Annotated in this window: 21 protein-coding genes; 7 read left to right on the plus strand and 14 right to left on the minus strand. The window is 72.3% G+C overall.

The window, feature by feature from the left end; translation table 11 throughout:
* Positions 1-27: 27 nt before the first annotated feature.
* Both ACZ6RC_RS14135 and ACZ6RC_RS14140 read right to left on the minus strand, forming a co-directional pair.
* On the minus strand, positions 28-567 hold the full coding sequence (locus ACZ6RC_RS14135; RefSeq protein WP_391142011.1) for an HPP family protein: 540 nt from the start codon (positions 565-567) through the stop codon (positions 28-30).
* Positions 568-632: 65 nt separating this feature from the next.
* Entirely contained in the window at positions 633-2180 is a 1548-nt protein-coding gene (locus ACZ6RC_RS14140) for a vanadium-dependent haloperoxidase (protein ID WP_453611941.1), read from the minus strand.
* Between the two features lie 599 nt (positions 2181-2779).
* On the opposite strand from ACZ6RC_RS14140, the gene ACZ6RC_RS14145 reads away from it, so the two are divergent.
* From ACZ6RC_RS14145 to ACZ6RC_RS14160, 4 genes are all read left to right on the plus strand, one after another.
* Positions 2780-3259, plus strand: coding sequence for a hypothetical protein (locus ACZ6RC_RS14145; RefSeq protein ID WP_469582331.1), 480 nt, complete (start codon positions 2780-2782; stop codon positions 3257-3259).
* Positions 3260-3436: 177 nt separating this feature from the next.
* A complete protein-coding gene (locus tag ACZ6RC_RS14150; protein WP_391142003.1) occupies positions 3437-4588 on the plus strand; it encodes an acyl-CoA dehydrogenase family protein in 1152 nt (383 codons plus the stop codon).
* Between the two features lie 44 nt (positions 4589-4632).
* Positions 4633-5418, plus strand: coding sequence for an electron transfer flavoprotein subunit beta/FixA family protein (locus tag ACZ6RC_RS14155; RefSeq protein WP_391142001.1), 786 nt, complete (start codon positions 4633-4635; stop codon positions 5416-5418).
* Between the two features lie 33 nt (positions 5419-5451).
* On the plus strand, positions 5452-6408 hold the full coding sequence (locus ACZ6RC_RS14160) for an electron transfer flavoprotein subunit alpha/FixB family protein (RefSeq protein ID WP_469582335.1): 957 nt from the start codon (positions 5452-5454) through the stop codon (positions 6406-6408).
* A gap of 133 nt (positions 6409-6541) precedes the next feature.
* Here ACZ6RC_RS14160 and ACZ6RC_RS14165 read toward each other — a convergent pair whose 3' ends face one another.
* From ACZ6RC_RS14165 to ACZ6RC_RS14180, 4 genes are all read right to left on the minus strand, one after another.
* Entirely contained in the window at positions 6542-6925 is a 384-nt protein-coding gene (locus tag ACZ6RC_RS14165; RefSeq protein WP_391141996.1) for a Zn-ribbon domain-containing OB-fold protein, read from the minus strand.
* A 129-nt stretch (positions 6926-7054) separates the two neighbouring features.
* Positions 7055-7768: a TetR/AcrR family transcriptional regulator gene (locus ACZ6RC_RS14170; RefSeq protein WP_391141994.1), complete on the minus strand. Its 714-nt coding sequence runs from the start codon at positions 7766-7768 to the stop codon at positions 7055-7057.
* A 110-nt stretch (positions 7769-7878) separates the two neighbouring features.
* A complete protein-coding gene (locus ACZ6RC_RS14175) occupies positions 7879-8640 on the minus strand; it encodes an SDR family NAD(P)-dependent oxidoreductase (protein WP_469582339.1) in 762 nt (253 codons plus the stop codon).
* Positions 8641-8674: 34 nt separating this feature from the next.
* Positions 8675-9829 (minus strand): acyl-CoA dehydrogenase family protein, encoded by a 1155-nt coding sequence (locus ACZ6RC_RS14180; RefSeq protein ID WP_453611952.1) that lies wholly within the window; start codon positions 9827-9829, stop codon positions 8675-8677.
* Between the two features lie 127 nt (positions 9830-9956).
* On the opposite strand from ACZ6RC_RS14180, the gene ACZ6RC_RS14185 reads away from it, so the two are divergent.
* Entirely contained in the window at positions 9957-10571 is a 615-nt protein-coding gene (locus ACZ6RC_RS14185) for a TetR/AcrR family transcriptional regulator (protein WP_391141987.1), read from the plus strand.
* A 60-nt stretch (positions 10572-10631) separates the two neighbouring features.
* Here ACZ6RC_RS14185 and ACZ6RC_RS14190 read toward each other — a convergent pair whose 3' ends face one another.
* The 6 genes from ACZ6RC_RS14190 to ACZ6RC_RS14215 form a co-directional block, all read right to left on the minus strand.
* Positions 10632-11846, minus strand: coding sequence for a GNAT family N-acetyltransferase (locus ACZ6RC_RS14190; RefSeq protein WP_469582343.1), 1215 nt, complete (start codon positions 11844-11846; stop codon positions 10632-10634).
* Positions 11847-11983: 137 nt separating this feature from the next.
* Positions 11984-13132, minus strand: a complete 1149-nt coding sequence (locus tag ACZ6RC_RS14195; protein WP_469582346.1) for an XdhC family protein — start codon at positions 13130-13132, stop codon at positions 11984-11986.
* Between the two features lie 43 nt (positions 13133-13175).
* Positions 13176-14651 carry an NCS2 family permease gene (locus ACZ6RC_RS14200; protein ID WP_391141980.1) on the minus strand — a complete coding sequence of 492 codons (1476 nt, stop codon included), beginning with the start codon at positions 14649-14651 and terminating at the stop codon, positions 13176-13178.
* A gap of 226 nt (positions 14652-14877) precedes the next feature.
* Complete coding sequence (gene pucD, locus ACZ6RC_RS14205; RefSeq protein WP_391141978.1) at positions 14878-17280, minus strand: xanthine dehydrogenase subunit D; 2403 nt, start codon at positions 17278-17280, stop codon at positions 14878-14880.
* Positions 17281-17282: 2 nt separating this feature from the next.
* Complete coding sequence (locus ACZ6RC_RS14210) at positions 17283-17879, minus strand: (2Fe-2S)-binding protein (RefSeq protein ID WP_453611960.1); 597 nt, start codon at positions 17877-17879, stop codon at positions 17283-17285.
* A gap of 2 nt (positions 17880-17881) precedes the next feature.
* On the minus strand, positions 17882-18772 hold the full coding sequence (locus tag ACZ6RC_RS14215) for an FAD binding domain-containing protein (protein ID WP_469582351.1): 891 nt from the start codon (positions 18770-18772) through the stop codon (positions 17882-17884).
* Between the two features lie 311 nt (positions 18773-19083).
* Here ACZ6RC_RS14215 and ACZ6RC_RS14220 point away from each other — a divergent pair, with 311 nt between their 5' ends.
* Entirely contained in the window at positions 19084-20781 is a 1698-nt protein-coding gene (locus tag ACZ6RC_RS14220) for a PucR family transcriptional regulator (RefSeq protein ID WP_469582353.1), read from the plus strand.
* A 560-nt stretch (positions 20782-21341) separates the two neighbouring features.
* Positions 21342-22130 (plus strand): hypothetical protein, encoded by a 789-nt coding sequence (locus ACZ6RC_RS14225; protein ID WP_391141966.1) that lies wholly within the window; start codon positions 21342-21344, stop codon positions 22128-22130.
* 59 nt (positions 22131-22189) lie between these two features.
* On the opposite strand, the gene ACZ6RC_RS14230 is transcribed toward ACZ6RC_RS14225, so the two are convergent.
* Both ACZ6RC_RS14230 and ACZ6RC_RS14235 read right to left on the minus strand, forming a co-directional pair.
* On the minus strand, positions 22190-23443 hold the full coding sequence (locus ACZ6RC_RS14230; protein WP_469582357.1) for a hypothetical protein: 1254 nt from the start codon (positions 23441-23443) through the stop codon (positions 22190-22192).
* A gap of 65 nt (positions 23444-23508) precedes the next feature.
* Positions 23509-24777, minus strand: a complete 1269-nt coding sequence (locus ACZ6RC_RS14235) for an OmpA family protein (RefSeq protein ID WP_469582361.1) — start codon at positions 24775-24777, stop codon at positions 23509-23511.
* Positions 24778-24840 lie beyond the last annotated feature (63 nt).

Consider the following 24840-nt stretch of genomic DNA (forward strand, 5'->3'; position numbering starts at 1 on the left):
ACGACGCGGGAAAGGGGGCGGGGCCCGTCACCACCAGTACGTCGGGTACTTGCCGATCACCCCGGTCCGGGACGCGACCAGGCCCACGGCGACGAGCAGCACGCTGCCGACGGTCAGCAGGACGAGGAAGCGGACCGGCGCCGGGTCCTGGAGGACGGCGAGGACGGCGGTGGCGGCGGCCGGGGCGTGGACGGCCCGCAGGAGGAGCATCAGGCCGACGGTGAGACCGGCGGCCAGGCCGGCGACCCACAGGGAGTCGCCGAGCAGGGCGACGGCGACGAGCCCGAGGGCTCCGGAGCCGACCTGGCCGAGGACGACGCCGCGGGGCTGGGCGGGGGGCAGCGCCGGCGTGCTGCAGATGATCATCGCGGTGGCGGCCAGCGGGGCGATCATCAGCAGGTGGCCGGTGGCCTCGCCGAGCGCCACCAGGATCAGCAGCGAGACGACGGTGGCCAGGGTGCCCAGGGCGGCCGGGCGGCCGCCGGGGAAGGGCGGGGCGCCGCCCGCCCAGCGGCTCGGCTTCGGCGGGGCGGCCGCGCCCGCGGCCGTCTGTGTCCGGTTGCTCACGGGGTTCTCTCCTTGCCGGGGCGGGCGGTCGTGCGACGGGGACGTGCGTCGGGCGGAGGGGCCGGTCAGCGGTGGGCGCCGGTGAAGTAGCGCCGGGCCTGGCGGTGGACGACCTTGCCGATCTTGTGGCCCATCTCGATGCCGGGTCCGTTGTCGAAGGACCAGTGCATGCCGCCGTACACGCGGGAGATGCCGGCCTGGGCGGCGGCCTCGGTGAAGGTGGGCCAGGTGAGCACGACGTCGGTGTGCGGCGTGATGCCGGGCTCGACGGTGGAGGTGCCGGCCTTGAAGCGGTAGGAGTCGCCGAACCGGTCGGAGCCGGTGAAGCGGCGCAGGAACTCGGCGGCGGCGCCGGAGAAGGTGCTGTGCCCGGAGACGGTCGCCGGGAACGGCGGCACCGCCACGTACGCCTCCCAGTCGACGCCGTCCATGGTGACGGTGCCCTGGCCCGGGCCGCCCCAGGAGCGCAGCTGCTGTCCCCGGCGGTCGTACGGGATGAGGGTGGACGGCCGGGCGAAGTCGTACTGGAGCTTGACGGCCCAGGAGCCGATGGCCGCGTCGCACTCGGCCATGTTGAGGCCGAGGAAGAGCTTGGCGTCCTCGTCGACGTCGTAGCCGTCGCGGGCGGACACGAAGCGGCCCCACATCTGCTGGGCGCCGGGCGGGGTGACATCGTCGTTGAGCCAGAACTCGGCGATGCACTTCTGCTCGTCCGTCAGATGGGCGCTGATGTCGATGAGTTCCTCGATCGCCGCCGTCATCCGCACCGAGGGGTACGCGGGCGGGGCGGGGACCGTGAACTGGTCGGGGCGGCTGAGCGCGAACGGCTTCATCAGCGCGAACTGCGGGGTGAGGTACTTCTGGAGCTTGCCGCCGACGACCAGCGGAGTCCAGTGCTCGGCCGCGACCACCGTGGACGGGTCGAAGGCGCCGGCGGTCTGCGGCGGGTTCTTCGGCTGGTAGCCGGTGGTGTCGGCGTACGGGGGCGTGCCGAGCTGGTTGGCGCCGTCGCCGTGGCGGTACGCGAGCACGGCCCTGGCCGTGCGGAGGCCTATCCAGGCAGGGGTGTTGCGGCGCGGATCGGTGAGTTCCGGGTCGTAGCCGAGGCTGCGCAGCATCGAGTCGATGGCGACCTTGTACTCGGGGAAGAAGTCGAGCAGGGCCAGGTGGGCGGCGTAGCTGATGGCCTCGTTCTTGTTGTCGAGCGTCCGCTCGGCGCGCGGGCGGCGCAGGGAGCCGCCGAAGCGGGTGCCGGAGGCGACCCGGTCGTAACAGGCCCAGGCGTCGTAGATGCAGTTGTGGACGACGGCCAGGACGCGGGCGTTGACCGTGGCGGGGCCGAAGCGGTTGCCGGCGGCCTGGTAGCGGCCCAGGATCGCGTCCATCGTGGCCTGGTTCCAGCGGATGACGACGCTGGGCTCGGCGCCGGCGCCCGGGGCGCGTCTGCCGGTGCGGGTCTCCGCCTCGAAGCTCATCGGGACCGCGCGGGCGGCGGGGGCCGCGAGGGCGAGGGCACCGGCCGTGGCGGCGGAGGCGGTGAGCACGCGGCGCCGCGTCAGCGGGGCGCGGACGGCGGTGGCGGTCGTCGGGTGGGCGTCGGGGCGGTGAGACATCCGTGGGATTCCTTCGCATCGTACCGAGAGCGGACGGACTCGGTCCGGGTCCGCGGTTCACACACGAACTCGAACAGTGCTCAGGCTGGCGAGATTTGATCGCGCAGGGCAACGGCCTATCGGCTTCTTCCATCGCAGGCATGCAAGGAAGCGATGGGCGTCGCGGTGGCCCTCGGGAGGTGGCTAGCGTGGGGCCACGACACCGGCGGGCCGACGGGCCGGCCGGCGGGCGGCGCCGCACACCGCCCCGGGCCCCGCGCACCTGTCACCGAGCCCGTGCGAGGCGGCCCTCGTCCGGTGGGCCCCGCGGTCGGCGACGGCCGCCCACCGGCCGCTCCCGCGCTCTTCGGCACCTCCCCGCACGTCCCGGTCCGTACGTCGCCGCGCTCCTCGGCAGCTCGTCGCACCCCTCCGCAGTCCGTCGCACTTCTCCGCACTTCCGCGCACCCCTCGGCGGTCCCGAGCGCTTCCGAGCCGCTCGCGGGCTCCCGCCGCACTTCGGCGGAATCCGACCGGTGCCCCGCTCCCCGGAGAGCCGGCGAGCCCTCCCGGAGCCCCCTCATCCCGCCTCGCATCGACTCGACTTGGAGATGCCGCGCATGACCGTTTCCCCACACCTCAGACCCGTCCGCAGGACGGCCCCCGCCCCGGCGTCCACGCGACGTTTCGACCACCTCGCACCGCGCCTGCACCGGTACGGCCTCACGATGCTCCGGGCCGGCCTCGGCGGGGTCTTCGTGTGGTTCGGGGTGCTCAAGGTGATCGGACTCAGCCCGGCCGCCCGGCTCGTCGTCGACGTCATGCCGTTCGCGACCGGCGGATGGATCGTCCCGGCGCTGGGCTGGGGCGAGGTCGCCCTGGGGCTCTGGCTCGTCTCCGGGCGGGCGCTGGGCGGCGCGCTCCCGGTCCTCGTGGCGCACCTGTGCGGCACGTTCGCCGTCCTCGTCCTCACCCCTCGGATGGCCTTCGAGCACGCCAATCCCCTGCTGCTGACCCTGGTCGGCGAGTTCGTCGTCAAGAACGTGGTGCTGCTGGCGGCCGCCGTCGTGGTGACGACCCGGCCGAGGAGCGGCCCCTGAGCCGGCCGCTCGCCTGCTCACCCGCACCCCTCTGACCTGGGGATTTACGTTTCCCGCGGGCGCGCGGACACGCTGACACTGGCATCATGGCACTGAGTGTGTTTTGCTGAGGGTACTCAGTGCCATCAGCGTTGCCACAAGCGTCGCCGAACCGCGTCTTTAGGGGAGTTCCAGATCATGGGCAAGGACTTCGACCTGTATCGCCCGTCCGAAGAGCACGAGATGCTCCGGGAGACGGTCCGTGCGCTGGCGGAGGCGAAGATCGCGCCGTTCGCCGCGGCGGTGGACGAGGAGGGCCGGTTCCCCCAGGAGGCGCTGGACGCGCTGGTGGCGGCCGATCTGCACGCGGTGCACGTGCCGGAGACGTACGGCGGCGCGGGCGCGGACGCGCTGGCGACGGTGATCGTGATCGAGGAGGTGGCGCGGGCGTGCGGGTCGTCCTCGCTGATCCCGGCGGTCAACAAGCTCGGCTCGCTGCCGGTGGTGCTGTCCGGTTCGGAGGAGCTGAAGCACGCGTATCTGGGGCCGCTGGCCAAGGGGGACGCGATGTTCTCCTACGCCCTGTCGGAGCCGGACGCCGGTTCGGACGCGGCGGGGATGCGGACCCGCGCGGTCCGTGACGGCGAGGACTGGGTCCTCAACGGTGTGAAGCGGTGGATCACCAACGCGGGGGTGAGCGAGTACTACACGGTGATGGCGGTCACCGACCCCGACAAGCGGTCCAAGGGCATCTCGGCGTTCGTGGTGGAGAAGTCCGACGAGGGCGTCTCCTTCGGCGCGCCGGAGAAGAAGCTCGGCATCAAGGGCTCCCCGACCCGCGAGGTCTACCTCGACAACGTCCGGATCCCCGCGAGCCGGATGATCGGCGCCGAGGGCACCGGGTTCGCCACCGCGATGAAGACCCTGGACCACACCCGGATCACCATCGCCGCCCAGGCCCTCGGCATCGCCCAGGGCGCCCTGGACTACGCCAAGGGTTACGTCACCGAGCGCAAGCAGTTCGGCAAGCCGATCGCCGACTTCCAGGGCGTGCAGTTCATGCTCGCCGACATGGCCATGAAGCTGGAAGCCGCCCGCCAGCTCACCTACGCCGCCGCCGCCAAGTCCGAGCGCGTCGACGGCGACCTGACCTTCTTCGGCGCCGCGGCCAAGTGCTTCGCCTCCGACGTCGCCATGGAGGTCACCACCGACGCCGTCCAGCTCCTCGGCGGCTACGGCTACACCCGCGACTACCCGGTCGAACGCATGATGCGCGACGCCAAGATCACCCAGATCTACGAAGGCACCAACCAGATCCAGCGGATCGTCATGGCCCGCAACCTCCCGTAACCGCCTCCCACTTGACCGCTTGATCGTTTGAAAGGAGCCAGGCCGTGACCCTGAGGATCGCTGTCTGTGTGAAGTACGTACCCGACGCGACCGGCGACCGCGGCTTCGCCGACGACCTGACCGTCGACCGCGACGACGTCGACGGCCTGCTGTCGGAGCTGGACGAGTACGCGGTCGAGCAGGCGCTGCGGATCTCCGAGGAGTCCGACGACGCCGAGGTCACCGTCGTCACGGTCGGCCCCGACGACGCCAAGGACGCCCTGCGCAAGGCGCTGTCCATGGGCGCCGACAAGGCCGTCCACGTCAACGACGACGACATCCACGGCACGGACGTGATCGGCACCTCCGCGATCGTCGCCAAGGCGCTGGAGAAGACCGGCTTCGACCTGGTCCTGTGCGGCATGGCCTCCACCGACGGCACGATGGGCGTGCTGCCCGCGCTGCTCGCCGAGCGGCTCGGCCTGCCGCAGGTCACGCTCCTCTCCGAGGTCTCGGTGGCGGACGGTCTCGTGAAGGGCCGCCGCGACGGCGACGCCGCGACCGAGCTGCTGGAGGCCCCGCTGCCGGCCGTCGTCTCGGTCACCGACCAGTCCGGCGAGGCCCGTTACCCCTCCTTCAAGGGGATCATGGCCGCCAAGAAGAAGCCGGTCGAGGAGCTGGACCTGGACGACCTCGGCATCGACGCGGACGAGGTCGGCCTGGCCGGCTCCTGGACGCTCGTCGAGTCGGCCACGGCCCGCCCGCCCCGCACCGCGGGCACGATCGTCACCGACGAGGGCGACGGCGGCAAGCAGCTCGCCGCCTTCCTGTCCTCCCAGAAGTTCATCTGACCCACCGTCACTACCGTTCAGGAGCAAGGAATCATGGCTGAGATCCTGGTTCTCGTGGACCACGCCGACGGTGCGGTCCGCAAGCCGGCGCTCGAACTCCTCACGCTGGCCCGCCGGATCGGCGAGCCGACGGCCGTCGTCCTCGGCGCCGGCGAGGCGGCGGCCTCCGTCGCCGCCACCGCCGGGGAGTACGGCGCGGCCACCGTGTACGTCGCGGACGGCGCCGAGTTCGCCGAGCAGCTCGTCGTCCCGAAGGTCGACGCGCTCACCCAGATCGCCAAGGACAAGGGCGTCGCCGCCGTCCTGGTGACCTCCTCCGGCGAGGGCAAGGAGATCGCCGCGCGCGTGGCCCTGCGCCTCGGCTCGGGTCTGATCACCGACGCCGTGGAGCTGGAGGCCGGCGACGAGGGCCCGGTCGCCACCCAGTCCGTCTTCGCCGCCTCGTACCAGGTGAAGTCGCGGGTCTCGCACGGCGTGCCGGTCATCACCGTCAAGCCGAACTCGACCGCGCCCGAGGCCGCCCCGGCCGCCGGCACGGTCGAGGAGGTCACCGTCGCCTTCACCGGCAACGCCGCCCGGGTCGTCTCGCGCACCCCGCGCGTCTCCACCGGCCGCCCGGAGCTGACCGAGTCCGCCATCGTCGTCTCCGGCGGGCGCGGGGTCGGCGCGGCCGAGGGCTTCGGGGTCGTCGAGAAGCTGGCCGACTCGCTCGGCGCGGCGGTCGGCGCCTCCCGCGCGGCGGTCGACGCCGGCTGGTACCCGCACGCCAACCAGGTCGGCCAGACCGGCAAGCAGGTCTCGCCGCAGCTGTACATCGCGGCGGGCATCTCCGGCGCGATCCAGCACCGCGCCGGCATGCAGACCTCGAAGACGATCGTGGCCGTCAACAAGGACCCGGAGGCCCCGATCTTCGACCTGGTCGACTACGGCGTGGTCGGCGACCTGTTCGCCGTCCTGCCACAGCTGACGGACGAGATCGGCGCTCGCTGAGGCGGCCGGTCCGTCGTCCAGGCCGGTCGGGGCCGGGGCGACGGACCGGCTCGGGTGACGGAGAAGGGCCGGATGGTGGCACTGGGTGCCACCATCCGGCCCTTCTCGTCGCCCGTCTCCCGGTTCGCCCCCGTCAGAGCCAGCCGTCGAGGGGGACCTCTTCGCAGAGGCGGACGACGGGGTGGGCGGCCTCCGTGCCGGCGGAGGAGAGCCGGACCCGCACCCCGGGGCGCACCGCGTGCGGCGGGCCGTCGACCCGGCAGCGGACGACGAAGCCCTCGGTCATGTGGACGGGCCAGAGGTCCGCCTGCGCGGCGGTGAATCCCCGGCGTACGGTGATCACGCCCTCGCCGTCACTGCGTTCGGGCGCCAGCTCGGTCGACCCGCAGGTCGGACAGAGCAGACGCTGGTACGTATGGGTGTGGCACCAGCGGCAGCGCTGGAAGTAGAGCTCGGCGTCTGCGCCCGATTCCTCGGTCCGGACGGCGCACCCGCTCCTCAGTCCCGTGTGGAACACGATGCCTTCTCCTTGCACTCGGCGGCTCGACCGTGCAGGGCAAAGATATGGCACTGAGTGCCATATAATAAAGACCTGAGTTCCCCTAATTGAAGATACTCAGAACCCTGGGGGGCGCAGGCCCTCGGCTCAGCTCTCGCCGATGCTCGACTCCACCTCGCGGACCACCCGCCACATGGGGGTGGAGCGCTTGGTGATCACGACGACGACGTCCTCGGCCTCCTCGGCCGGGCCGGCCGGGGTGCCCTCCGGGCTCCAGGTGTCCCGGACGAACTCCAGGGCGCTGTCGACCTCCGCCAGCGGGTCCCCTTCGCCGCCCGAGCGCAGCCAGTGGCGCAGGGCGTGGTTGTGCGCGGCGACCACGGCCGCGGCGACCACGTTGGCGCGCAGGGTGCCGTCGCGCCGGCCGGCGAAGCGGGTGCGCAGATAGTCGCCGAGGGTCTTCTCGTACCGCCAGACGACCGAGAGTTCGTAAGTGCGCAGGCCCGTCACCTCGCGGGTGAGGCGGTAGCGCTGGACGGAGAACGTGGGGTTCTCGGCGTACATCCGCATGACGAGCCGGGCCGCGTCGCAGACCCGGACCAGCGGGTCGTCGCCGTCCTCGCTGGCGGCGAGGAAGGCGGTCATGTCGGCGAGGCACTGTTCGTGGTCCGGGAAGACCACGTCCTCCTTGGACGGGAAGTACCGGAAGAAGGACCGGCGGCCGACCCCGGCCGTCCGGACGATGTCGTCCACGGTCGTCTGTTCGTACCCCCGCTCCAGGAAGAGCTGGAAGGCCGCGGCGATGAGGGAGTCCCGCATGCCGGGCTTCGCGGAGCTGGTCGACGCTGTTCCCGTTCCCATGGCCCGAACCTAACACCCCGGGGACGCCGAAGCGGCACTTGGTGCCACGCGAAGGCGGCACCAAGTGCTACGAAGCGTCCGGGCGGGTCACGGCCCTCCGGGACGACGGGTCAGCGGGCCGCCATGCGCAGGGCACCGTCCATCCGGATCGTCTCGCCGTTGAGGTAGTCGTGCTCGGTGACCATGGTGATAAGCCGGGCGTACTCCTCGGGGCGGGCCAGGCGCTGCGGGAAGGTGACGCTCGCGCCGAGCCCGGCCCGGATCTCGTCGCTGAAGCCGGCCATCATCGGCGTGTCCACGATGCCGGGCGCGACGGTGACGACCCGGATGCCGAACTGCGCGAGGTCGCGGGCGGCGGTGACGGTCATTCCGGCGACCCCCGCCTTGGAGGCGGCGTAGGCGATCTGGCCGACCTGGCCCTCGAAGGCGGCGATGGAGGCGGTGTTGACGACGAGTCCACGCTGGCCGTGCTCGTCCGCCTCCTGCCGGGCGATGACCTCGGCGGCGAGGCGCATGACGTTGAAGGTGCCCAGGAGGTTGACGTTCAGGACGGCGCGGAAGAGGTCGAGGTCGTGGGGGCCCTTGCGGCCCAGGATGCGGGCGGAGGGCGCGATGCCCGCGCAGTTGACGGCGAGCCGCAGCTCGGCGCCGTCGGCCTCGATCCGGGCGAGGGCCTCGCGGACGGGGCCCTCCTCGGTGACGTCGGCGGCGAGCAGGGTGACGCCGTCGGGCAGGGGGCCCGAGGCGGCGACGGCCTTGTCCAGGTCCAGGCCGTAGACGGTCGCGCCGCGCGCCGCGAGGGCGGCGGCGGTGGCGGCGCCGAGGCCCGAGGCCGCTCCGGTGACGAGCGCGGCGGATCCGGCGATGTCCATGATGCTCCTAGCGGGATGGGTCGTCAGACGGGGGTCAGCGGACGAGGGACCGGCTGATGACCAGCCGCTGGATCTGGTTGGTGCCTTCGAAGATCTGCATGATCTTGGCCTCGCGCATGTAGCGCTCGACCGGGAAGTCGCGGGTGTATCCGTACCCGCCCAGCACCTGCACGGCGTCGGTCGTCACCTTCATGGCGGCGTCGGTCGCGACCAGCTTCGCCGCGCTGGCCTGACGGCTGAACGGGCGGCCGAGGTCACGGCGGCGGGCCGCGTCCAGATAGGTCGCGCGGGCGGAGTCGACGGCGGCGGCCATGTCCGCCAGGAGGAAGCCGAGCCCCTGGTGGTCGACGATCTTCCGGCCGAAGGTGGTGCGCTCGTTGGCGTACGCGACGGCGGCGTCCAGGGCGGCCTGGGCGAGGCCGGTGGCGCAGGCGGCGATGCCCAGGCGCCCGGAGTCGAGGGCGCTGAAGGCGATCTGGAGTCCCTGCCCCTCCTCCCCGATGCGGCGGTCCGCGTCGACGAGCGCGCCGTCCCAGTGGGCGGAGGTGGTGGGCACGGCCTGGAGGCCCATCTTCCGTTCCGGCTTCCCGAAGGTCAGACCGTCGGTGGCGCCCGGGGCGAGGAAGCAGGAGATGCCGTGGCTGCCCGGGGCCGTACGGGCGAAGAGGGCGTAGAACCCGGCCTTGCCGCCGTGGGTGATCCACGCCTTGGTGCCGGTGATCCGGTACGCGTCCCCGCCGGGGCCGTCGGTGGTGCGCTCCGCCTTGCACGTCAGGGCGGCCGCGTCGGAGCCGGCCTGGGGCTCCGAGAGGCTGTAGCCGCCGACCAGCTCGCCTTCGAGCATCGCCGGCAGCCAGCGCTCCTTCTGCTCCGGGGTGCCGAAGGAGTGCAGCGGGTGGCAGGCGAGCGTGTGGACGCTGGTGGCGACGGCGACGGCCGCCCAGCGGGCCGCCAGCTCCTCCAGGACCTGGAGGTACACCTCGTAGGGCTGGCCTCCGCCGCCGAACTCCTCGGGGTACGCGAGGCCGAGCAGCCCGGCCTCCCCGAGGGTGGCGAAGAGACCTTCGGGATACGTCTCGGCGGCCTCGTGCTCGTCCACGCGGGGGGAGAGCTCCTTGTCGGCGATCTCCCGCGTGAGGGCGATGAGATCCGCGGCTTCGGGGGTGGGAAGCAGGCGGTCGACATCCATGGCGACTCCAGTGACACTCGGCACCACCGGGTAAGCGGTACTGGGGGTGGTACGGCAGTACCGGTTAGCGTAGCGCAGAAGGGTGTCGGCGTAACCCCCCGGAAGGACCGCCCGGCATACTGTTCGGGTGATCGAGACCTCAGCCGCCGGCGCGCCCAAGCTGACCGGCCGCGGCGCCGCCCGCCGGTCCGCCCTGTTCGAGGAGCTGGTGGCGCTCCTGGTCGGCGAGGGCTTCGCCCAGCTGACGCTCGACGACCTCGCCGCGCGGCTGCGCTGCTCGAAGCGCACCCTCTACGGCCTGGCGGACAGCAAGGAGCAGCTCGTCCGGGCGGCCGTCGTCCACTTCTTCCGGCGCGCGACCACCCGGGTGGAGTCGGTGCTCGCCGCCGAGACCGAGCCGGCCGAGCGGCTGGCCGCCTATCTGCGGGCGGTGGCCGCCGAACTGGCCCCGGTCTCCCCCCGGTTCTTCGACGACGTGGCCGCCTTCGAGCCGGCCGCGGAGGTGTACGAACGCAACACGCGCGCGGCGGCCGGGCGGGTGCAGCAGCTGATCGAGGAGGGCGTGCGCGCGGGCGTCTTCCGCGACGTCCACGTGACCTTCGCGGCCGATGTCATCGCCTCGGTGATGGTCCGCATCCAGCAGCGGCAGGTGGCGTCGGCGACGGGCCTCGCCGACGCGGAGGCGTACGAACAGCTCGCGGAGCTGCTGCTGAACGGCCTGACACGGCCCGGCACGGCCTGACGGGGCCCCAAGGGAGCGCCTGCCTGGCGTTCCCGGCATGGTTCACACGCAGGACACCCCCTAGAACTCGTCGTCGGTGTGCGGGAGGCGGTCGGTGCGCAGGGCAGCGTCCAGGGCGGCCGCCGCGCCCGGGGTGTGCTCCTCCACCAGGCCCGCGGCGACCAGGTCCGCGACGCGCGTCCCGCCGAGGTAGCAGGCGCCGAGGTCGCGTACGTCGAAGGAGAGGTCGACCGGGTCGCCGGTCGGCTCGTACCGTGCGCTCCGCCCGTCCACCGCGAGCCGGAAGCGGCCGGAGTTGGCCGGGACGCGGGCGTCGTGCACCTCGATCACCAGCTCCGCGGCGGCGGCCCAGCTCCGCGCGGTCAGCGCCGCCCCGACGTCCACGAGCCGCACCCACAGGGCGGGGAACTGCCCGGTCACCCGCACCTGGTCGCGGTCGGCCGCGAAGAGCAGCAGGGGGTCGTCGAGCGGGCGGCCCCAGGCGCGGACGGTGCCGGTGAGGTCGACGGCGGCGAGGTACGTCCAGAGGGCGGCGGCGACGGCCGGGGTGTCGGCCTCCAGCTCGTCGACGCGGACGAGGCCCGGGGTCCGGGTGTCCTCGTTCTCGCCCTTGGTGCGGTAGACGGCGTAGCCCGCGAGGGGGTCGCCGAGGGCGACGATCCGGGGCGGGGACAGCTCGTCGTCCTCCTCGTCCTCGTCCGCGAGCCATTCGCCGCTCCAGCGCTCCTCGTCGCGGGCGACCCGTCCGGCGCGCAGGGCGCGGGTGGATGCGTAGTACGGGCCGACGGCGGCGGGCGCGGCGGCCGGGTCGACGAGGCGCAGCGGGCGTTCGTCGGGGGCGATGCGCAGGGCGAGGGGGCGCCGCGAGTCGATCTCGACGAGGGCGCCCTGGGTGGCGGGTCCGAAGCCGAACCGGCCGTAGATGGCGTCCTCCGAGGCCCACAGGGCGGCGATCGGCTCCCGGCGCTCGCCGCAGCGGCGGAAGAGCTCGCCGAGCATGGCCGAGAGCACGCCGCGCCGGCGGTGGGTGGGGGCGACGGAGACGAAGGTCAGGCCCGGACAGGGCAGGTCGCCGCCGGGCACGGAGAGGGTGAAGGGGTGGGCGGCGACGAAGCCGACCAGGGTCTCCCCGTCGTAGGCGCCGACGCGTGCGCAGGGCAGCATCAGTGCGCGGTGGTGCTTGCGCTTCGCCTCGTCGGGGCGTTCGTGGAAGACGAGGTACGCGAGGTCGAGGGCGCGGTCGAGATGGGCTTCGGGTACGTCACGAATCTCCATGATCCGGACCCTAACCGGCGGGGGTCGCACCGCCGCGCGTCCGCGTCTCGATCCCGACCCGGCCGGGACCGGCCCGTACCGTCGGGCTCCGGCCCGTACCGTCGTGCTGTGTCGTGGGGCCGGAGCGCCACGGCCGGCTACGCGACGGAGCCTATCCGTCCGGCGGGTGCGCGCGGCCCGTCGTGGTGGATGGGGGTGTGCGCGCCCGTGAGGGAGACGCCGCTGCCGCCGCGGCGGTTGGCGACGATCTCCGCGGCGATGGAGATCGCCGTCTCCTCGGGGGTGCGGGCGCCGAGGTCGAGGCCGATCGGCGAGCGCAGCCGGGCCAGTTCGATCTCGGTGACGCCGACCTCGCGCAGCCGCTTGTTGCGGTCCTCGTGGGTGCGGCGGGAGCCCATCGCGCCGACGTAGGCGACGGGAAGCTTCAGGGCCGCTTCGAGCAGCGGGACGTCGAACTTGGCGTCGTGGGTGAGGACGCACAGGACGGTGCGTCCGTCGGTCTCGCCGGCTTCGGCGGCGGCCTTGAGGTAGCGGTGGGGCCACTCGACGACGATCTCGTCGGCGTCGGGGAAACGGGCCGGGGTCGCGAAGACGGGTCGGGCGTCGCACACGGTGACGTGGTAGCCGAGGAACTTGCCGACCCTCACCAGCGCGGAGGCGAAGTCGATCGCGCCGAAGACGATCATGCGGGGGGCGGGGACGGAGGACTCGACCAGAAGGGTGAGGGGCTGCCCGCAGCGGCTGCCGTCCTCGCCGATCTCCACGGTGCCGGTCCGGCCGGCGTCCAGCAGGGCGAAGGCCTCGCCGGCCGCCGTGCGGTCCAGCTCGGGGTGGCCGCCGAGGGAGCCGTCGTACGACCCGTCGGGACGGACCAGCAGCGCCCGGCCCAGCAGGTCGGCGGGGCCGCCGACGATCCGTGCCAGGGCCGCGGCCTCGCCGGAGACGGCGGCCTGGAGGGCGGCGGGGAAGACCCCGCCGCGCACCGGGGTGACGAGGATGTCGATGATGCCGCCGCAGGTCAGACCGACCGCGAAGGCGTCCTCGTCGCTGTATCCGAAGCGCTCGACGACGGTCCTGCCGTCCTCGAGGGCCTGTTGGCACAGCTCGTAGACCGCGCCCTCCACACATCCGCCCGAGACCGAGCCGATCGCCGTGCCGTCCTGGTCGACGGCGAGCGCGGCGCCGGGCTGCCGGGGCGCGCTGCCGCCGACGGCCACCACGGTGGCGACGGCGAACTCGCGGCCCTGCTCGACCCACCGGTGCAGCTCTTCGGCGATGTCCAGCATCTCGAACTCCTCGATACGTGTGTGGAGGGCGGCGGTACGGGCGTCAGCTGACGCCCAGCCAGCTCTCGATCGGATGGATCGCGAAGTACACGATGAAGATCGCGGTCAGGCCCCACATGAAGGCGCCCACTTCGCGTGCCTTGCCCTGCGCCACCTTGATGACGGCGTAGGAGATGACACCGGCCGCGACACCCGTGGTGATGGTGTACGTGAACGGCATCAGGACCACGGTGAGGAACACCGGGATCGCGACGGAGCGGTCGCTCCAGTCGACGTGCTTGGCGTTCTGCATCATCATCGCGCCGATGACGACCAGGGCCGCGGAGGCGACCTCGGCGGGCACGATCGCGGTGACCGGGGTGAAGAAGAGGCAGGCCGCGAAGAAGGCGCCGGTGACGACGGAGGAGAGGCCGGTGCGGGCACCCTCGCCGACGCCGGTGGCGGACTCGACGAAGACCGTCTGACCGGAGCCGCCGACGCCGCCGCCGATGACACCGCCGGCGCCGTCGATGAAGAGCGCCTTGGACAGGCCGGGCATGCGGCCCTTGTCGTCGGCCAGGTTGGCCTCGGAGCCGACACCGATGATGGTGGCCATGGCGTCGAAGAAGCCGGCCAGCACCAGGGTGAAGACGATCATGGTGATCGTGATGTAGCCGACGTCGCCCCAGCCGCTGAAGGAGACCTCGCCGATGAGCGAGAAGTCCGGGGCGGAGACGGCGCTGCCGTGGAGCTCGGGCGAGCCGGAGAACCAGGCTCCCGCGCCCTTCTCCGGGATGTCGGCGACGGCGTTGGCGATCAGGGCGAGGACCGTGCCGGCGACGATGCCGATGAGGATGGCGCCCGGGACGTTGCGGGCCTGCAGCGCGAAGATCAGCAGCAGGGTGACGGCGAAGATCAGGACCGGCCAGCCCTGGAGTTCACCGAGGGGGCCGAGCGTGACCGGGCCACCGCCGGGGGACGGGTTCTCGTGCACGAACCCGGCCTTGACGAAGCCGATGATCGCGATGAAGAGACCGATGCCGATGGTGATCGCGTGCTTGATCGCCAGCGGTATCGCGTTCATGATCATCTCGCGGAGGCCGGTGACCACCAGAAGACAGATCACCACACCGTAGGCCACACACATGGCCATGGCCTGCGGCCAGGTCATCACCGCGATGACCTGCGAGGAGAGGACACCGGAGACGCTGAGACCGGCGGCCAGGGCAAGCGGGACCTTGCCCCAGAAGCCCATCAGGAGGGTCGTCACCGCGGCGGCGAGAGCCGTCGCCGTGATGAGCGCGGGCTGGCTGAGGACGTTGCCGTCCACATCCTTGCCGCCGAGGATCAGGGGGTTGAGCAGGAGAATGTACGCCATCGCCATGAAGGTGGTGACGCCGCCGCGGATCTCCGTCGCGACGGTGGATCCTCTCTCCGAGATGTGAAAGTACCGGTCGAGCCAAGAACGGCCGGAGGGGACGTTGGAGCCGGAGCCCGCGTCCTCCGAGGCGGTCTTGGGCTCCACAGACGACTGGGTCATGGGGCCTACTCCCAAGGTTCAAAGGGGCACCCGCATAAGACTGGGGAAGTCAGAGACGCTGCGGGATTTGGGATGCTGCGTGGGCTGCACGACCCGGGGGACGGCCCGAGACGAACGGGATGGTTCAGATCGATCTGGTGGTGCTGGGTACTGCGGGGGGTACTCCGGGCGGTACGGGCGGTGGAAGGTGTGACGTTCCCTGGAGGCACGCACCGCCCGGAGAGTCCTACAGGGTGCCGGTGAGCGCCTCGGGGCGGACCGGCGTCTTGTTGAGCTCCAGGCCCGTCGCGTTCCGGATCGCCGCGAGGACGGCCGGGGTGGACGACAGGGTCGGAGCCTCGCCGAGTCCCCGCAGGCCGTACGGCGCGTTGGGGTCGGCCAGTTCGAGTACGTCGACCGGAATGGTCGGCGTGTCGAGGATCGTCGGGATCAGGTAGTCCGTGAAGGAGGGGTTGCGCACCTTCGCGGTCTTCGGGTCCACGATGATCTCTTCCATCACCGCGACGCCCAGGCCCTGGGTGGTGCCACCCTGGATCTGGCCGACGACGGAGAGCATGTTGAGCGCCTTGCCGACGTCCTGCGCGGTGGCGAGCTCGATGACCTTGACCAGGCCCAGCTCGGTGTCCACCTCCACCACCGCGCGGTGCGCGGCGAAGGTGTACTGGACGTGGCCGTCGCCCTGGCCGGTGACCAGGTCGAACGGGACGGTCGGGCGGTGCCGGAACTCGTGCTCCTGGTCGATGGACTCGCCCTCGAGGACGTCCGCCAGGTCCGCGAGGACCTCGCCGCCGTCGGTGACGACCTTGCCGCCCTCCAGGAGCAGCTCGGCGGTGGCCCACGCCGGGTGGTACGAGCCGAACTTGCGGCGGCCGATCTCGAGGACGGACTCGCGCACCTTCTCGCAGGTGTTCTTCACCGCGCCACCGGTCATGTACGTCTGCCGGGAGGCGGACGTCGAACCGGCGGAGCCGACCTGGGTGTCGGCCGGGTGGATCGTCACCTGCGTGACGCCCAGCTCCGTGCGGGCGATCTGGGCGTGCACGGTGACACCGCCCTGACCGACCTCGGCCATCGCCGTGTGGACCATGGCGACCGGCTCGCCGTTGATGACCTCCAGCCGCACACGGGCGGTGGAGTAGTCGTCGAAGCCCTCGGAGAAGCCGACGTTCTTGATGCCGACGGCGTAGCCGACACCGCGGACGACGCCCTCGCCGTGCGTGGTGTTGGACAGACCACCGGGAAGGGCGCGGACGTCCGCGTCCTCGCCGGCGGCGAGCCACTGCTGCTCCGGCGGCATGGGGCGGGCCTTGACCCGGCGCAGCAGCTCGGCGACCGGGGCCGGCGAGTCCACGACCTGGCCGGTCGGCATGATCGTGCCCTGCTCCATGGCGTTGAGCTGCCGCAGCTCCACCGGGTCCATGCCCAGCTTGGCCGCGAGCTTGTCCATCTGCGCCTCGTACGCGAAGCACGCCTGGACCGCGCCGAAGCCGCGCATCGCGCCGCAGGGCGGGTTGTTGGTGTAGAGCGCGACGGCCTCGATCTCGACGTCGTCGATCACGTACGGACCGGCGCCGAGGGAGGAGGCGTTGCCGACGACCGCCGGGGAGGCGGAGGCGTAGGCGCCGCCGTCCAGCACGATCCGCGCCTTCATGTGCGTGATCTTGCCGTCCTTGGTGGCACCGTGCTCGTACCAGAGCTTCGCCGGGTGGCGGTGCACGTGCCCGAAGAAGGACTCGAAGCGGTTGTAGACGATCTTGACGGGCTTGCCGGTGCGGAGCGCCAGGAGGCAGGCGTGGATCTGCATCGACAGGTCCTCGCGGCCGCCGAAGGCACCACCGACGCCGGAGAGCGTCATCCGGACCTTCTCCTCGGGCAGGCCGAGGACCGGGGCGATCTGCTTGAGGTCCGAGTGCAGCCACTGGGTGGCGACGTACAGGTCGACACCGCCGTCCTCGCCGGGCACGGCGAGCCCGGACTCCGGGCCGAGGAAGGCCTGGTCCTGCATGCCGAAGACGTACTCGCCCTCGACGATCACGTCGGCACGCTTGCGCGCCTCCGCCACGTTGCCGCGGATGATCGGCTGGCGGTGCACGATGTTCGGGTGCGGGACGTGACCGGCGTGGTGGTCGTCGCGCCCCTCGTGGATCAGCGGCGCGTCCTCGGCGAGCGCGGAGGCCTCGTCGGTGACGACGGGCAGCTCCCGGTAGTCGATCTTGACCTTGGCGGCCGCCCGTCGGGCGGTCTCCGGGTGGTCGGCGGCGATCAGGGCCACCGGCTCGCCGTGGTGGCGTACCCGGCCGTGCGCCAGGACGGGGGTGTCCTGGATCTCCAGACCGTAGTTCTTCACCTCGGTCGGCAGGTCGTCGTAGGTCAGGACGGCGTACACGCCGGACATCGCGAGGGCCTCGGAGACGTCGATGGAGACGATCTCGGCGTGCGCGACGGTCGAGCGGAGCGTCTGGCCCCAGAGCATGTCCTCGTGCCACATGTCCGAGGAGTACGCGAACTCACCGGTGACCTTGAGGGTGCCGTCCGGGCGGAGCGTGGACTCCCCGATGCCGCCCTTGGTGTGGCTCTGGGTGACGTTCGTCGGCGTACCGGCCGGAACCGTGCGGGTGTTCTGAGCCATGGTCAGACCGCCTCTCCCTGACGGGCGGCCGCCAGGCGGACCGCGTCGAGGATCTTCTCGTACCCCGTGCACCGGCACAGGTTGCCGGACAGGGCCTCACGGATGTCCTGGTCGGACGGGTCGCCTTGACGCTCCAGGAGCTCGTCGGCGGCGATCAGCAGACCGGGGGTGCAGAAACCGCACTGGACGGCGCCGGCGTCGATGAACGCCTGCTGGATCGGGCTCAGTTCGATGCCCTCACCGGTCTGCGAGTCCTGACCGGGCTTGGCCTCCCACTGCTTGGCGGAGTCCAGCGAGGTGCCGCAGGCGCCGGAGGCGCAGCCGCCGTGGGCCCCGTGCTCCTCGCGCTGCTTGGCGAAGTCGGCCAGGCCCTCGACCGTGACGACGTCGCGGCCCTCGACCTGCCCGGCGGCGACCAGACAGGAACAGACCGGCACCCCGTCGAGACGGACCGTGCACGAACCGCACTCGCCCTGCTCGCAGGCGTTCTTCGAGCCGGGCAGGCCCATCCGCTCACGCAGGACGTAGAGGAGGGACTCGCCCTCCCAGACGTCATCGGCTTCCTGCGGACGACCGTTGACCGTGAAATTGACGCGCATGGTTATGCAGCTCCCTCAAGCGTGCGGCCGGTGCCGCGGTACTGCTCCCAGGTCCAGCCGAGCTGACGGCGGGCCATGATGCCGACGGCGTGGCGCCGGTACTTGGCGGTGCCGCGGACGTCGTCGATCGGGTTCGCGGCACCCGAGCACAGCTCGGCGAACTGCTTGGCGATCGACGGAGTGATGATCTTGCCGCTCTCCCAGAAGCCGCCCTCCTCCAGAGCCGCGTTCAGGAAGGCTTCGGCCTCCTTGGCGCGGATCGGGGTCGGCGCGGCCGAACCGATGCCGGTGCGCACGGTCCGGGTCTCCGGGTGCAGTGCCAGGCCGAAGGCGCAGACCGCGATGACCATCGCGTTGCGGGTGCCGACCTTGGAGTACTGCTGAGGGCCGTCCGCCTTCTTGATGTGGACGGTCTTGATGAGTTCGTCGGGCTCCAGCGCGTTGCGCTTCACACCCGTGTAGAACGCGTCGATCGGGATGAACCGGTTGCCGCGCACCGACTCCACCTCGACCTCGGCACCCGCGGCAAGCAGCGCCGGATGCGCGTCACCGGCCGGCGAGGCCGTGCCCAGGTTGCCGCCGACACCGCCGCGGTTACGGATCTGGGGGGAGGCGACCGTGTGCGAGGCGAGCGCCAGGCCGGGCAGCTCGGCCCGCAGGTGCTCCATGATCTGCGTGTACGGAACGGAGGCACCGAGGCGCACGTTCTCCTCGCCGACCTCCCACTCGCTCAGCAGCTCGATGCGGTTCAGGTCCAGGAGGTACTGGGGACGCCGGTGGTCGAAGTTGATCTCGACCATGATGTCGGTGCCTCCCGCGATGGGCACGGCCGTGGGGTGCTCGGCCTTGGCGGCGAGCGCCTCCTCCCAGCTGGCGGGGCGAAGGAAGTCCATGGTGGCTCTCTTCTAGTGCTTCTAGTGATCGGGGGTCCGTCGTGCGGGCCCGGGATACGGCCGGCCCTCGACTTCGATTTCATGTTCATGTGCTGTTCACGCGATGTGTGGCCTAGTACACAAGCCCCGCAGGCTGGGGTGCAGTCACCGAAACCATGAAGGAGTTGGCTGGTGACCTTGTTCGTCTTGTAGATTCGAACGAAAGGCGGGGCTCGGCAACCTCGCCGTTTTCCCCTGGAAACGGTGGCGCCACGCCACCGACGACAACGCGACAGTTTTCGCGACGGACGACAAGGAACGGCGGAGACGAGATGCGGCTGCGCGCACTGCTGGAAACCGACGCGCTGGGGCTGCGCCTGCTCGGTGGTGACGAAGAGCTGGACCGCACGGTCCGCGGCGTGATGACGACGGACCTCAAGGACCCCAGTAGGTACCTGTCCGGCGGCGAGCTGGTCCTCACCGGCCTCGCCTGGCTCAGGGACCCCTCGGACGCGGAACCCTTCGTCCGCATCCTCGCCTCCGCCGGAGTCGCCGCCCTCGCGGCCGGCGAGGCCGAGCTCGGCGACATCCCGGACGATCTCGTACAGGCCTGTTTGCGCCACCGCCTGCCCCTCTTCGCGGTCAACGAGACCGTTGCGTTCGCAACGATCACGGAACACGTCGTTCGACAGGTCTCCGGCGAACGAGCAGGCGACCTCGCGGCCGTCGTCGACCGCCACCGACGCCTCATGACCTCCGGCCCCGCAGGCGGCGGCCCTGAAGTCGTCCTCGACCTCCTCGGCTCCGACCTGGACCTTCGCGCCTGGGTCCTCTCCCCCACCGGCCGCCAGATCGCCGGCGCAGGCGACCCCCTCGAAGCCGGCCTGGCCGCCACTCTCGCCGGAGAACACCTCGCCGCGACCCGCACCGGACGCCGCGGCCCACACCGCCTCACCCTCGGCGGAACCACCTACTCCCTGTTCCCGATCCGCAACACCGGCCGCGGAGCCGCCCCCGCCTCCCGCGACGTCCGCGAAACCGTGCTCTCCGACTGGCTCCTCGCCGTCGAAGCCGACGCCGGCGAATGGCCCGCCGCCCGGCTCGACCTCCTCCAAGGCGTCACCCAACTGATCGCCGTCGAACGCGACCGCCGCGACGCCGCCCGCACCGTACGCCGCCGGCTCGCCCAAGAAGTCCTCGAACTCGTCCAGACCGGCGCCGCCCCCGCCGAAATCGCCGCCCGGCTCCGCGTCGCCGCCCCCGTCCTCCTCCCCGGCCTCGGCAGCGCACCTCACTGGCAGGTCGTCGTCGCCCGCGTCGAATGGGACCAGGAAGGCACCCCCGGAACCGCCATCGACAGCGGCCCCGTCGCCCAAGCCCTCCTCGAAGAAATCCTCGTCGACCCCGCCACCGTCGGCGCCGACTCCGCCGACCGCATCGCCGTCGCCCACCACGGCGACGAAGCCATCGCCCTCGTCCCCCTGCCCGCAGGCCCCCTCCCCGACAGCGAGGACGAAAGCCCCACCCACGGCCTCGGCCTCCACGCCGACACCCTCCTCGCCGCCGTCCGCGGCCCCCTCACCTCCGGCCTCGCCGACGACGGCCGCCTCACCCTCGGCGTCAGCGCCGCCGTCCACTCCGCCGAAGGCCTCCGCGGCGCCCTCGAAGAATCCCGCCACGCCCGCCGCGTCGCCGCAGCCCGCCCCGGCCGCGTCTGCGCCGCCGGCCACCACGAGCTCGCCTCCCACGTCCTCCTGCTCCCCTTCGTCCCCGACGACGTCCGCCGCGCCTTCACCGCCCGCCTCCTCGACCCGCTGCGCGACTACGACCGCCGCCACCGCGCCGAACTCATCCCCACCCTGGAAGCCTTCCTCGACTGCGACGGCTCCTGGACACGCTGCGCCACCCGCCTCCACCTGCATGTGAACACCCTGCGCTACCGAGTCGGCCGGATCGAGCAACTCACCGGCCGGGACCTGTCGCGCCTGGAGGACAAGCTCGACTTCTTCCTCGCCCTCCGCATGAGCTGATTTTTTTGAGGGCTCGGTTCGCCTCCGGGGCGCTTCGTGCGACTGTCGACAGTCGGACGTGCTCGCTCCCTCGTACCTCGGGAGCTGTGCGCGACCTCCCTTTCGACAGCCGCGCGCCCCTTCGGCTCACTCGCCGAAGGCCCCCAGCCGGCCCTGGCAGGCTCACCCGGCCCAAGCCGGCCCTGGCAGCTCACTCGCCGGAGGGGTGAGCCGGGCAGGGCCCCGTACTTCACCCGGTCGGGGCAACGCGGCCGGGGGAACCCATGGGCGGGCGAGATTCATCTTTTCGGGCGAGTCCGGGGGCGGCCGGAGGGGCGGGTTCCGGCGTCGCTCACCGGCGGCCGCCCCGGCCCTCCCCACGGGGCCGTCCGACAGGGCGCAGGTCGGCCGGATCAGGCGCCGATCCCGGGTACCGGACGTGTCCGTATACCGGTGCGCGCACGGCTCTTGTGAAATGATTCACTCGACCCCTTGGCCAGGCGCTCCCCTTCGTGCTGAGATGCGAGGCAACTCAACAGCTCAATGGCGCGCTCGGGGAGGGCAATGTGGCGGACACCGCCATGTCTGGTTCCGAAACAACGGATAGCGTCGAACCGTCCCTTGCCTACGGCAAGGAGACCCCAATGGAGACCGCCATATGGCGGCTGCGATCCCGCGGCTGCTGGACGGACGCGGCCGCCCTGCTCACTCCGCACGCCGCCGAACCCGCGGCGGCGCTCGAACGGGCCGCGCTGCTGATCGAACGCTGTCTCTACACCGAACAGGGCTGGGCCGACGCCGAGGAGGCACTGCGGGCGGCCGAGGCGGTCGCCCAGAGCGACGAGGAACGCGGGGCCGCGGCATGCGAACGCGGCTACCTCGCCTACGCGTCGACGCTGCTCGGCGTACGGGACCGGGCCGACGAGGCCCGCGTGGCGCTCGGCCGGGCCGCCGCGCTGATCGGCCCCACCGCAGGCGGGCGCCCGCTGCTCGACCTGCGGCGCGGGCTCGTCGCCCAGAACCTCGGCGACTCCCCGCAGGCGGCCCGCGCCGCCTACCGCCGCGCCCACGCGGGCGCCGCCGACCGGGGCGACACCCTGCTGCTCTCCTCCACCTGGCGACACCTCGCCGGACTCGCCTTACGAGAAGGGGAGTTGGCCGAGGCACGACACGGCTTCGCCGAGTCACTCCGGATCCGCGAGGAGCTGGGCTTCCTCGTCGGTACGGCCCCGGCCCTCACCGCCCTCGCGGACACCGAGACGGAACCGGAGGCACGCCGCCTCCGCGCCGAGGCGACCCGCCTCTTCCGGCTCCTGGGCGGCGTCCCGACCTGGCTGGCGGCCCAACTCGTCCCGCAGACCGCCGCCTGACGCGCCCCCACCGCACCGGCCGTGAGCGGCCGGTGCGGTGAAGGGCCCGGCACACGCGCTCACACCGCCGCGAGCTGAAGATCGATCCGTCCGATCAACTCGTCACGCTGCCGCCGGAGTTCCTGCGGTGAGTAGTCGAGGGTGATGCGGTGCGCCTCGATCAGCGGGCCCAGCTCCGGCGGCGGCTCCACCACCCCCGAGAAGAGGGGCTCCGTCAGCGCCGCCGCCGACGGCTCCGCCGACGCACCGGCGGGAAGCGAGGCCGGGGTGGGCGGCAGATGTCCCGCCTGCCCGTGGAGCATGCGGGCGGACAGGATGGCCGCCTCCCACACCCGCATGCTCTCCAGCCGCACGTGCGAGGCCAGTTCGTCGCGCGCCGCGCACAGGTCGCTCCACGCCTCCTCGTGATCGCGCAGGGCCTCGCCGGCCCCCCGCACCAGCAGCCCGTACGCCGTACGCTCCTCGAGGAAGCCGCGCCGAGCCTCGGCCGCGCTGTCCGCGTACGGATTGTGCGCGACAACCTTCATCACGACGGCGGTCAGGGCCAGGACCAGCATCAGCGCGGCCACCCAGCCCGGCGCGTACCGCGCCCCCTCGATGTCGCCCTCGCCGACCCCGGTCTCCCGCGCCCGCATCAGCGCCCACACCGTGACGACGAAGAGCACCGAGAGGAGGTAGAGCACGGGCAGCACGAGGGAGCCGACCAGCGCCCAGAATGGGTGGCGCCCGCTCAGCTCGTGCAGCCACTCCCGTATCCCGTGCAACGGCGCGGCGATCACGTGCCCGGAGAGCATCAGGGCCAGGGCCAGGACCACCCCGGGCAGGAAGGAGACCGTCCGCTCGATCACCGAGACGGCCTCCGAACTGCTGGTGAGGTACTGGAACACCCGCATGAAGTACCAGGCGTCGAAGACGGCCATGGCGGCGATCACCGGCCACCGCAACGCCCTGATCCACAGGTCGCGGCGCCGCCGGTCGCGCGCCCCGTCCCCGGCGTGGCGTTTCTCGACGGCGTCGTGCGCCGCGCGGGCGGCCCGCAGCGAGGCGGCGGCCTCGAAGCGGGCGAGGGCGTGCAGGGTCTCCTCGGCCCGGGCGTGGGTGCCGATGGTCCGGGAGCGGGCGGCGGCGAGCTGTTCGCGGTTGTGGCCGACGATCTCGGCGACCTCGCGGGCCGCGCGCAGCAGCATCCGCATCTCGCCGTTGTCGAGGTTCTCCGGGGTGCGCTCCGGCCCCTGTTCGGCGCTCTTCACCAGGTGCCGGATGTCGCATCCGCAGCCGTGGTGGCAGGGGACGCCTCGGTGGTTCTCGGTCATCGGACGGTGTCCTTCTCTCCGGGTCGTGGCTCGGGGTGCGGCCCTGGTCGGACCGGCCGGTGGGGTCAGCGGCGGACGGTGACGGCGATCTCGACCCGCCGGTTGCAGGCCATCGCCGCGTGGTCCGGCTCGCCGTCGCGGTACTCGGGTGTGCAGCGGGGCCGGTCGTCGGAGTGGCCGCGGGCCGACTCCACCGCGATGCCGCGCGCGGTGAGGGCGGCGCGGACGGCCTCGGCGCGGTCCCGCGAGAGCCGCTTGCCGCGCTCCTCGGTGCCCCGCGAATCGGTGTGCCCGGAGACGGCGACGGAGAGCGGCCCCAGCTCCCGGATCCGCTTCGCCGCGGCGTCCAGCGTGCCGCGCGCCTGCGGCGACAGGGCGGAGGTGTCGGTCGCGAAGAGCACCGAACCGGGGAGCGTGAGCGTGGTGACCCGCCCGGCGGGTCGCTCCGACACGGCCGGGAAGGTGACCGCGGGCTCCTCGGCCACCTGCCGCTCGGCGGCACGCTCCCCTGCCTTCCGGGTGCGTCCCGAGGCCTCCGTACGGCAGTCGGAGGCGCCGGCCGCCCGGCACAGGCGCGTCCAGAGGGTCGTCAGCCAGGCGGTCTGCACGGACGTCGGCACGGGTCCGCCGGCCGTGAGACCGATGCCCACGAGCTGGACCTCGACCCCCCGCAGAGCGGGCAGTTCACCCGCCGAGCGGCAGCGCGCGACGATCGCGTCGATCTCCGCGGTCCCGTCGAACCCGGCCTGCCGAAGGTCGGCGCAGCCCGTGTTGGCCAGCCCGTCGGTCGCCACCAGGACGCGGCGGCGGCCCTCTCCGGGGCCGAGCCGGTCGACGGTCGCCGCCAGGGCGCCCAGCGGGTCCGTACGGCCCGACCGCGGTGCCCCGGCCGACGCCTGCCGGAGCCGCTCCACCAGACATCCGCGCCGGGCCCGGCGTTGGTCCTCCTTCGCTTCGTCGGTGCCCTCCGCGTGGGTGACGGAGGCCGCCTCGGCCTCCCAGTCGACGGTCGCGCGGGTGCCGTCGAAACCGGCTATGGAGAGGGTCCCGCCCTCAAGGCCCGCGAGGTCGAGCCTGCGGACCAGGGTCGCGGGCCAGTCCGGGACCGGGGCTCCCGGAGCGGTGCGGGCTCCGGGCCGGGCGGAGGAGCTCCGGTCGACCAGCACGGCGGTGCGCGCCGTGCCGCCGACGTCCTCGGCCGACGGGTCCAGCCAGGCGCAATGCCGGACCTTCGGGGCCTCGAAGGCCGCACAACCGCTGCCCGCCACGGCCGCGGAGAGCGCGAGGGCCCCGGCGAGGAGCCGGCCGGGCAGCGCGCGGGTCAAGAAGGACATGGTGCTCTCCCAAGTGAGTCGAATCCGCATTTATGACTGTTCTCGGCCGGGGCCGAGGCCGTT

The organism is Streptomyces sp. NPDC048353 (assembly GCF_055587165.1).